This window comes from Nitrobacter winogradskyi (assembly GCF_006539545.1).
Taxonomy (GTDB): domain Bacteria; phylum Pseudomonadota; class Alphaproteobacteria; order Rhizobiales; family Xanthobacteraceae; genus Nitrobacter; species Nitrobacter winogradskyi_A.
This window is the reverse complement of the sequence record NZ_BJNF01000073.1, coordinates 58545-66804: the sequence shown is the minus strand read 5'-3', so window position 1 is coordinate 66804 and position 8260 is coordinate 58545. Positions and strand designations below refer to the sequence as shown.

Below are 8260 nucleotides of genomic sequence, written 5' to 3'. Positions count from 1 at the left end.
CCTGAACCGCCCTGCAATCGCAGAAAATCTGCCAAAGTAGGGATAGAAGCCTCCCAGCTACCGGACCAGCTTCAAGCATCACTCTGAGGAGAGGGCGCGCCACCGAAGAGTTACATAGAGTCAATGGCTTAGAGAGGCTCTATGTTGACGCCTGAAGCCGATGGTGAGGAGAGAGCGAACATCTATCCCTCTAATTCAATGCCCTCTAACTGATCGCGGGAAACAGAGATATGGAAATGCAGAATGCATCCATGGCCCGCCCAGGCTGGCCCGAAGTCGCCATCGGCCTGATCGGCTATTTTGTCCTGCTTGCGATGGTCGCTGCGGTGCTTGTCAGTATTCCCGATGAGCAGGCGCCACTGCGCGGCATTGTCGGATTGGCGGCCGGCGGCCTGGCCTGCACCGGCGCTTTCATTGTGGCGCTGATGTTCCGCATTCGCACACTCGACGCCTTTGGCTTCCGCGCTGTCGAAGGCAAATGGCTGCTGATCGGTTTTGTTCTGGGGCTCATCGCCGTGGTGCTGAGCTTTGGCATTGAACACGTCTATTTCTCGTTGATCATAGAACCGAACACGCAAGGCGATTTCCAGGCTGCGGCAAAGTCCGGCGTGCTGGCGCTTTTTTTGACGGTCTTTGCAGGCGCCGTTCTCACACCCTTCGGCGAAGAGGTACTGTATCGCGGCGCGGTGGCAAACGCGCTGAACCGATATGGCCCGTGGGCCGGCATTCTGGGCAGCGGGGTCATCTTTGCCGCCGCACACGGGCCGAGCGTCATTTTCTTCAACGCGCTGATGATGGGCGTCCTGACGGGCTACCTCTTCTGGAAGACAAATTCAATCTGGCCAGGATTCGTGACGCATTTCGTCTACAATGGAATTTGGCTCATCATCTACAGCATGCAGTAGGAGCCAGGCCGGCGATACGGAATGCGTTTCCACTGATGGCTTCGTGACCTTTTTGCCCGTTCAGTCTGCGCAACTGAATGACCTCAATGGGGTCGGGAACCGACATCGCTGTTTCTCACGATATCGGGCTGTAGCGTAGAAACGGTGGTTTGCTTTCTTACCCGATGGAATGTGGCAATCGGCGGTAATATCGCGCCGTAGACGGCAATCGACGGTGTTTGGCGGAAGGGGTGGGATTCGAACCCACGGTGGGCTTGCACCCACGCCGGTTTTCAAGACCGGTGCCTTAAACCACTCGGCCACCCTTCCAACTCCAAGACTTCGACCGATTAGCGTACACCCCGCCAGAGCGCAATCGCAGACGGAGAGGTTGCTCGAAACCGTTGCTCGAAACCAACGTCGAACATGCCTGATAGCGGAATGAAAACCGTGAGGGGAAGCTGCGCTTCCGGCAACTTCGAAACGAAAGACCCTACAGAAATATACTAAATTGTAGATCTGGATCTTAAACCGCTCCCCATATTCCTCCTGTACCCCTAAGTCGTCACTGAACCTGTCGCGACCCGTACGAGGTGAGGGATGTACTGTCGAAACGTCTACGGGTGGCCGCGCATCGCAGAATCCTTTTAGCTCGTAAGGAAATCAGCAGCGAGGCTCGACGGCCTTGAGTTTGACGCTCTTCTTTGCGACCCGCTATCCACCTCGCTCAAAAACGTCATAGAGTTGGCCTGAGATAGAATCATTCCAACGGCAGAATGCAGCGGGGCGTTCGGATAACGACTATGATGACGCTATAATCAGACGTACAGGCCATGAACTCCGCACCTGAAGAACGCCGCAAATATCCGCGCGTCGAGATCGACGAACCGGCCTACATTTCGATGGGCGGATTCAGCATGCGGTGCCGGCTGCTGAACGTATCTACCGAGGGAGCCGCCCTTGAAGTCCCCAATCCCGCCTCTGTCCCATTGAGTTTCCAACTCATGACCGAAAAGGATCGGGTTATTCGAGGCTGCCGGGTCATCTGGACCAAACAGAACCGGATCGGGGTTGCATTCGATCAGCCCACGACCGACGCGGTTTCTGACGCCGCTGGCCGCAACTCTTGATTTACCACTCGTTATTGTCCCTCCGTCCCGTTACCGTATTTCCGCCGTCTTTGCGCTGCGATATGTTCACGACTTGGTATGGTCATGACCGTATCATGATCATGCTGACTGGCGCTGTGAAGTGGGGCAGTCCCGCCAGGGATCGGGTCTTGGGGACGGATGGGGAAATCAGGTTCAGATCGAATCCGGCTTGCTGCGCGCGCCTTAGCCGCCGCAGGCGCATGTCTAATGCTCGCCAATTGCGGCTCATCGAGCAAACTCAGCCGGATTGACCCGAAGTACGGCGTTTCGAGCAGTCCTCGGGTCGTTGTCTCCGGCGACACGGTGCCAAAAGGCGGCGGGACTTACCGGATCGGCAAACCCTATACGGTCGCCGGACGTGTTTACGTTCCCCAGGAAAACACCAAATACAAAGCCGAAGGGCTCGCATCCTGGTATGGCGACGCCTTCCATGGCCGCCTGACAGCCAACGGCGAAGTTTTCGACATGGCGTCACTGTCTGCGGCGCATCCGACTCTTCCGTTGCCGTGCTATGTCCGGGTCACAAATCTCGGCAACAGCAAATCCCTGGTCGTCCGCGTCAACGATCGCGGGCCGTATCATGGCAACCGGCTGATCGATGTCTCGAACAAGGCGGCCGAATTGCTGGAGTTCAAGCGAAATGGCGTCGCGCCGGTGCGGGTCGAATATGTCGGCCGCGCGCCGCTTGAAGGTTCTGACGATCGGCAATTGATGGCGACCCTGCGAACGGGCGTGCCCGCGCCGTCGCCGTCCACCGTCAGGGTCGCCTCGGCGCGGCCGTTTGTTCCTGAACTCCGGCCGTCGATCGGCGAAACCTCCGCGTCCGGCCGCATCCCGGCGCATCGGCAGGAATCCGAAGGTCCGCGAGAGGCTTCGTACGGTGAGGGTGATGTTACGGGCCGCGTCCACCCGGTCGCCGCTTATGCGCCGGCAGACCAGAGCGGACCGAGCGAATTCCTATCGGGCCGAGGGCTTTATTAAGCGCCGCTCACTTCCCGGGAAATCCCGAAGCCTGCTTTGATTCTCTATCCAGTCGCTTCACGCGCGGCCCTATGTTGTTCACGATCACCCCAACTGATACAAGGGTCTGCCCGGGACCGTATCATGACAACCAGATCTTCCACGCACGACAGACGCGGGGGGCTCGCCTGGCGCGGTCTGGTAGCCGTCGCCGTCCTCACGATCGGCCTCGGCGGAATCGTGCTCGCTGCCAACAACAGCGTCCAGGGGGCGAAGAAAGAAGACATCTACGAAACCAGCGCCCCGACCGCTATTCTGCTCGAAGCCAAAAGCGGTAGCGTACTCTTCGAGAAGAACGCAGATGAACTGCGGGCACCGTCCAGCATGATGAAGCTGATGACGGCGGAAGTCGTTTTCAACGCCATCACAAAAGGCGAAATCAAGCTCACGGACGAATACGTCATCAGCGAAAACACCTGGCGAAAGGGCGGGGCGCCTTCCGGCGGATCAACGATGTTCGCGGCGATCAACAGCCGCGTCCCTGTCCAGGACCTCCTGCGCGGCGCGATCATCCAGAGCGGAAACGACTCCTGCATGGCGCTTGCGGAGGGCATCGCGGGCGACGAAAGCGCCTTCGCGGAGAAGATGACGGCGCGAGCGCGCGAGTTGGGCATGAGCCGTTCCACCTTCGCGAATTCCAACGGCCTGCCACATCCCGACAACAAGATGACCGTTCGGGAGCTTGCGTCGCTGGCGCGCCACATCATGCTGACGTACCCGGATTTTTACAAGCTGTTCGGCGAACGCGAATTCACCTGGAACAAAATCCGCCAGTCAAACCGCAACGCGCTGCTGGCCGCGATGGATGGGGCCGACGGGCTCAAGACCGGCTACACCAAGGAGGGGGGATACGGCCTGGTCGGCTCGGTGGTTCAGAACGGCACGCGGCTGATCGTGGTCGTGAACGGTCTGGAGAGCGCCGACGACCGGCTGGCCGCAGCCAGGAAGCTGCTGGAATGGGGTTTTCGAAACTTCGAGGTCAGGACCCTGTTCGCCGCGGAACAGCCGATCGGTTACGCCAAGGTATTTGGCGGCGATAGCGGCTCCGTTCAGGTGGCCGTGTCAGACCCGGTCCAGGTCATGGTTCAGAAGAACGGCGGCGACAGACTGATCGCGCGCATCGTTTATTCCGGGCCGGTCCGCGCGCCGATTGCGCCGGGGCAGCCGATCGGCGTCGTCAGGGTGTGGCGAGGCAAGGAAGTAGCGGTCGAGATGCCGGTTCATGCCACGAAAGCGGTTGGTGTCGGCTCGACCATGCGCCGCGCGTTCGATGGAGCGATCGAGCTTGTCGTCGGGACGGTGCGCTCGGGCGCCGCGAGACTCTGATGGCCCAGGCCACGCCCAAAGCCGACCCGCAGCGCGGACGTTTCATTACTTTCGAGGGCGGGGAGGGCTCCGGTAAATCCACGCAGATCAGGATTCTAGCCGAACGTCTTCAGGCGGCGAAGCTGCGCGCCATCGTCACGCGAGAGCCCGGAGGATCGCCGGGGGCCGAAATCATTCGACACCTCGTCCTGTCGGGCGTGGGCAAGCTGCTCGGCGCCGACGCCGAGACCTTGCTGTTTGCGGCGGCCCGCGATGACCATGTCCACGCCGTCATCAAGCCCGCGCTGGAGCAGGGCATCTGGGTGCTCTGCGACCGGTTTGCCGATTCGACCCGTGTCTATCAGGGTCAATTGGGGAACGTGCTGCCCGGCGTGCTGAACGCGATGGAGCGGGTCACGATCGGCGATCTCAAGCCTGACCTGACGGTGATCCTCGATGTCCCCGTCGAGGTCGGCTTACAGCGCGCGGCCGCTCGCCGTGGCAGCGGCGCGCCGGATCGCTTCGAGGCGGAGGATATTGCTTTTCACCGCAAACTCCGTGACGCCTATCGCGCGATCGCCGCGAGCGATCCGCAACGCTGCGTGGTGATCGATGCCGACGCCGACCTCGACACGGTGGCCGCGAGAGTGTGGGCGGCCCTGCACGACCGCGTGCTCACGGCTGACACCGACACGAAAGCCTCACGCGCATGATCGCCCGCCCGGCCTCCACGGAAACGCCATTTCCACATCCGCGCGAAACCACCGCGCTTTTCGGCCATGACGAGGCGGAACGAACATTGCTCGACGCCTATCGCAGCGGCCGCATTCCGCACGCGTGGCTGATCGGCGGCGCGCCGGGGATCGGCAAGGCGACCCTGGCCTATCGGATGGCGCGATTTGTGCTCGCTCATGCCGATCCCGCTATACCGCAGGTGCAATCGGCCGAAACGCTCCAACTGGACCCGACGCATCCGGCTGTACGCCACGTCGCGGCCGACACCCATGGCGGGCTCCTGACGCTGGAGCGGACGCCCAACGAAAAGGGGGTCATGCGCACGGTCATCAGCGTCGAGCAGACGCGGGAGACCATCGCCTTTTTCGGATCGACCGCCACCGGAAACGGGTGGAGGGTGTGCATCGTCGATCCTGTGGACGAACTCAACCCCAACGCCGCGAATGCGCTGCTCAAGGTGCTTGAGGAGCCGCCGCACCGGTCGCTGTTCTTCCTGATCAGCCATGCTCCGGCGCGGGTATTGGCGACGATGCAATCACGATGCCGCAAGCTGATGCTGCGCCCGCTGGCGACGAATGATGTGATCCTCGCGGCCACGGCGGCGGCGGGGATCGCGCCCGACGATGCCTCCTTGCAGGAAGCCGCGGGAGCGGCGGAAGGAAGCGTCGCGCGGGCGCTGGCGCTCCTGGGAGGCGGCGCGCTGAAGCTCCATCAACGCACGACGGCGTTGTTGAACAACCTTCCGCACGTCGACGCGGGCGAACTCCATGCGCTCGGCGACGCCATCAGCGGCAGCGATCGCGCCACGCTTGGCGCCTTCGTCGACAGTGTGGACCGCTGGATCGGCGAGCGACTTCGCATCGGCGATGCGAACGCCGATCTTCCTCGTCTTGCACGGCTCGCGGAGGTATGGGAAAAGATCAACAACACCGCGCGCGAGACGGAGACCTATAATCTCGAGCGAAAACCCCTGGTTTTCTCGGTGTTCGGGCTTCTCGCAGAAGCAACGCGGTAAGACATTCCGCCCATGATTGTTCTCGACATTGTTCTCGACCTCCAGCCTGCTTCATAAGGAATTCGTGGTGGCTCCCGCTAAGAAGAAACCGGCCAAGAAACCTCGCGTGAAAACCCGCAAGTCGCGTTCCGCCGCCACCGGCCGTAACCCGGCAGCCAAAACGCGCAGCAAGACGGCGGTCAAGAAGACCACCAAGCGCAAAAAGACGAGCGCGAAGGCGACGACGAAAGCGCGCGCGCCGAAGACGGCCAAAAAGGCGACGAAGAAAAAGACAGTCAAGAAAGCGATCGGGAAGACCGCCCGGAAAACCGTCAGGAAGGCAGTTAAAAAGCAACCGGCGACAAGAACCCCGAAAAAGGTCGCGTCTAAGAAAACAGCGCCGAAAAAGGGGACGCCGAGGAAAGCCGCGACGAAGAAAGTTACGCCGAAGAAGGTAACGCCGAGGAAAGTCGCACCGAAGAAAACGACACCGAAAAAGGCCGCGCCGAAGCGATCCGCCGCCACGCATCCGGTGAAAAAGACAAGGCCGCGAGCGCCGCGCAAGGTTGACGCCAAGGTCGATACGACCACTGCATCGCTCCCCTCGAATCCGGCGTCATCGCGAGCCAAAACGTTCTATATCACCACAGCCATCGTTTATCCGAACGGCGCGCCGCACATCGGCCACGCATATGAGGCTATTGCCACCGACACGCTCGCGCGCTTCCAGAGGCTCGACGGCAAGGATGTGTTCTTCCTGACCGGCACTGACGAGCACGGCCAGAAGATGGTGCAGACGGCGCAGCGGGAAAACATATCAGCGATTGAACTCGCCACGCGAAACGCCGAGTTGTTGCGGAAACTCGACGAGACGCTGGACATCTCGTTCGATCGGTTCATTCGCACATCGGAATCCGCACATCATCGCTCGGTCCAGGAAATCTGGAAGCGCATGGCCGAGAACGGCGACATCTATCTGTCGAACTACTCAGGCTGGTACTCGGTGCGCGACGAAGCCTATTACGCAGAGGACGAGACGGTCGTCGGCGAGGACAACGTGCGGCGTGGCCCGCAAGGTACGCCCGTCGAATGGGTGGAAGAGAAGAGCTATTTTTTCAAGCTCTCAGCCTATGAGGACAGGCTTCTTGCCTTGTACGAAAGCGAGCCGGACTTCATAGGTCCGGATTCCCGCCGCAACGAAGTCGTCAGCTTCGTGAAGGGCGGCCTGAAGGATCTGTCGATCTCGCGCACCACCTTCGACTGGGGCGTCAAGGTTCCCGGCGATCCCGAGCACGTCATGTACGTCTGGGTCGATGCGCTGACCAACTATATCACCGGCGTTGGCTTTCCAGACGAGGACGAGAGCAACTGGCGCTTCTGGCCAGCCGATATCCACATCATCGGCAAGGACATCATCCGCTTTCATGCGGTCTACTGGCCAGCCTTCCTGATGTCGGCGGGAATCGCGTTGCCGAAGCGGGTGTATGCGCACGGCTTCTTGTTCAACCGCGGTGAAAAGATGTCGAAGTCGGTCGGCAATGTCGTCGATCCCTTCAGCCTCGCCGCGCAGTACGGCGTCGATCAGGTGCGCTACTTCTTTCTGCGTGAGGTGCCCTTCGGACAGGACGGCAGCTACAACCACGAGGCGATCGTGGCGCGCATCAATGCCGACCTCGCCAACGACTTCGGCAACCTCGCGCAACGCTCGCTGTCGATGATCGCCAAGCAGCACGACGGCGTTCTGCCGGAGCCCGGAGATTTCAGCGAGTCCGACAAGGCGATCCTTGCACAGGCAGACGGCATGATCGCGATCGCGCGTGAGGCGATGAATACGCAGCAGATCCATCAGGCTCTCAATGCCACCTGGTCCGTCGTCGCCGAAGCCAACCGCTATTTCGCGGGCGAGGCGCCCTGGGCCCTGGCCAAGACCGACCCGGCGCGGCAGAAGACCGTGCTGTATGTCACCGCCGAGGTCGTGCGCCAGATCGCGATCCTGGCTCAGCCAGCGATGCCAATGGCCTGCGCGAAGCTTCTCGACATTCTCGGCATTCCCGCGGACGAGCGGAGTTTCGCGACGCTTGGCGGCGACGTCCGCATCAGACCGGGTTCGGCTCTGCCGGCGCCGGTCCCGGTGTTTCCGCGCTATGTCGAACCGCCTTCAGCCTGAACCG

General features: G+C 61.1%; 8 protein-coding genes and 1 tRNA gene. 7 read left to right on the top strand and 2 right to left on the bottom strand.

The genetic code is table 11. The features are described 5' to 3' along the window. Window positions 1–230: 230 nt before the first annotated feature. Window positions 231–905: a CPBP family intramembrane glutamic endopeptidase gene (locus NWI01_RS13595; protein ID WP_141384356.1), complete on the top strand. Its 675-nt coding sequence runs from the start codon at window positions 231–233 to the stop codon at window positions 903–905. Window positions 906–1124: 219 nt separating this feature from the next. Here NWI01_RS13595 and NWI01_RS13590 read toward each other — a convergent pair. Next, a tRNA-Ser gene (locus tag NWI01_RS13590) sits at window positions 1125–1214 on the bottom strand. Window positions 1215–1717: 503 nt separating this feature from the next. Between NWI01_RS13590 and NWI01_RS13585 the strand changes: the two genes are divergently transcribed. From NWI01_RS13585 to NWI01_RS13565, 5 genes are all read left to right on the top strand, one after another. Further along, window positions 1718–2014: a PilZ domain-containing protein gene (locus NWI01_RS13585; protein WP_141384355.1), complete on the top strand. Its 297-nt coding sequence runs from the start codon at window positions 1718–1720 to the stop codon at window positions 2012–2014. A 159-nt stretch (window positions 2015–2173) separates the two neighbouring features. Beyond that, the gene (locus tag NWI01_RS13580; protein WP_141384353.1) at window positions 2174–3016 is read left to right on the top strand and encodes a septal ring lytic transglycosylase RlpA family protein; all 843 of its coding nucleotides are present in this window, start codon (window positions 2174–2176) and stop codon (window positions 3014–3016) included. 123 nt (window positions 3017–3139) lie between these two features. Next, window positions 3140–4381, top strand: coding sequence for a D-alanyl-D-alanine carboxypeptidase family protein (locus NWI01_RS13575; protein WP_141384351.1), 1242 nt, complete (start codon window positions 3140–3142; stop codon window positions 4379–4381). Beyond that, on the top strand, window positions 4381–5073 hold the full coding sequence (gene tmk / locus NWI01_RS13570) for a dTMP kinase (protein ID WP_141384349.1): 693 nt from the start codon (window positions 4381–4383) through the stop codon (window positions 5071–5073). The genes NWI01_RS13575 and tmk overlap by 1 nt, the downstream gene beginning before the upstream one ends. After that, window positions 5070–6110, top strand: coding sequence for a DNA polymerase III subunit delta' (locus NWI01_RS13565; RefSeq protein WP_141384347.1), 1041 nt, complete (start codon window positions 5070–5072; stop codon window positions 6108–6110). Before tmk ends, NWI01_RS13565 begins: the two co-directional genes overlap by 4 nt. 51 nt (window positions 6111–6161) lie before the next feature. Here NWI01_RS13565 and NWI01_RS19655 read toward each other — a convergent pair whose 3' ends face one another. Further along, window positions 6162–6665: a hypothetical protein gene (locus tag NWI01_RS19655; RefSeq protein WP_244613762.1), complete on the bottom strand. Its 504-nt coding sequence runs from the start codon at window positions 6663–6665 to the stop codon at window positions 6162–6164. Between NWI01_RS19655 and metG the strand changes: the two genes are divergently transcribed. After that, window positions 6622–8256 (top strand): methionine--tRNA ligase, encoded by a 1635-nt coding sequence (gene metG / locus NWI01_RS13560; RefSeq protein ID WP_244613761.1) that lies wholly within the window; start codon window positions 6622–6624, stop codon window positions 8254–8256. The genes NWI01_RS19655 and metG overlap by 44 nt on opposite strands. The last annotated feature ends 4 nt before the right edge of the window (window positions 8257–8260 follow it).

What these genes read in the sequence shown, in the direction of transcription:
- NWI01_RS13585 (WP_141384355.1), top strand. Translation starts at nt 1,718, where the DNA reads ATGAACTCCGCACCTGAAGAACGCCGCAAATATCCGCGCGTCGAGATC.
- NWI01_RS13575 (WP_141384351.1), top strand. Translation starts at nt 3,140, where the DNA reads ATGACAACCAGATCTTCCACGCACGACAGACGCGGGGGGCTCGCCTGG.
- NWI01_RS13580 (WP_141384353.1), top strand. Translation starts at nt 2,174, where the DNA reads ATGGGGAAATCAGGTTCAGATCGAATCCGGCTTGCTGCGCGCGCCTTA.
- NWI01_RS13565 (WP_141384347.1), top strand. Translation starts at nt 5,070, where the DNA reads ATGATCGCCCGCCCGGCCTCCACGGAAACGCCATTTCCACATCCGCGC.
- tmk (WP_141384349.1), top strand. Translation starts at nt 4,381, where the DNA reads ATGGCCCAGGCCACGCCCAAAGCCGACCCGCAGCGCGGACGTTTCATT.
- NWI01_RS13595 (WP_141384356.1), top strand. Translation starts at nt 231, where the DNA reads ATGGAAATGCAGAATGCATCCATGGCCCGCCCAGGCTGGCCCGAAGTC.